We start from the raw sequence: 513 nt of genomic DNA on the forward strand, positions 1-513 counted from the left end.
TAGAGAGAGAAGTACAGAGGCTTGAAAATCTGTTCAATATAAAGGCTGTGCGATTGAAGGCACGTTATGAGACCAAGGCTATTCGTTATATGTTTGGGAATGGGGTCGAGGTTTATTGCGGTTGGGAAAAGCCTTACGATATCATGACTTGTTTGCATGACCATTATATTGACCATTCTTTTCCTGTGAAGGATGTGAAAAGTTATAGAGATTATTTGCGTTGTCTTCCTTCGCATTCTTCTTTGTTTTTGGATTAAATAGAAAGCAGGGGATAGGGTGTTTTAAGATTCAACGAATATTTGAACGATGACGAGGATGATTTTTGTTACGAGTGTGTTTTTGTTAATGACAATAAAGATGAGATACGCCTTTGGGTTAAAGATTTAGAAGAATGTGACAAGGATGGTTTGTATTCGAGTATCGATAATTTAGATTTGGAAAATTGTACGTCTGATGATTTTAAAAGAAGACTCTCAAGGATTTGCGTGAAATTTTTTGGATCGTTGTCATGAG

The 513-nt window shown here is 36.3% G+C and carries 2 protein-coding genes; both read left to right on the plus strand.

Annotated features, from left to right (window positions below):
* Positions 1-257 (plus strand): hypothetical protein (locus tag KP705_RS16870; RefSeq protein WP_215765096.1); only part of this gene is annotated, 257 nt, incomplete at its 5' end.
* A 42-nt stretch (positions 258-299) separates the two neighbouring features.
* The gene (locus KP705_RS16875; RefSeq protein ID WP_215765097.1) at positions 300-512 is read left to right on the plus strand and encodes a hypothetical protein; all 213 of its coding nucleotides are present in this window, start codon (positions 300-302) and stop codon (positions 510-512) included.
* Position 513 lies beyond the last annotated feature (1 nt).

Origin of the sequence: Gluconobacter sp. P1D12_c (genome assembly GCF_018812105.1) — a bacterium.
GTDB classification, from domain to species: Bacteria; Pseudomonadota; Alphaproteobacteria; order Acetobacterales; family Acetobacteraceae; genus Gluconobacter; species Gluconobacter oxydans_A.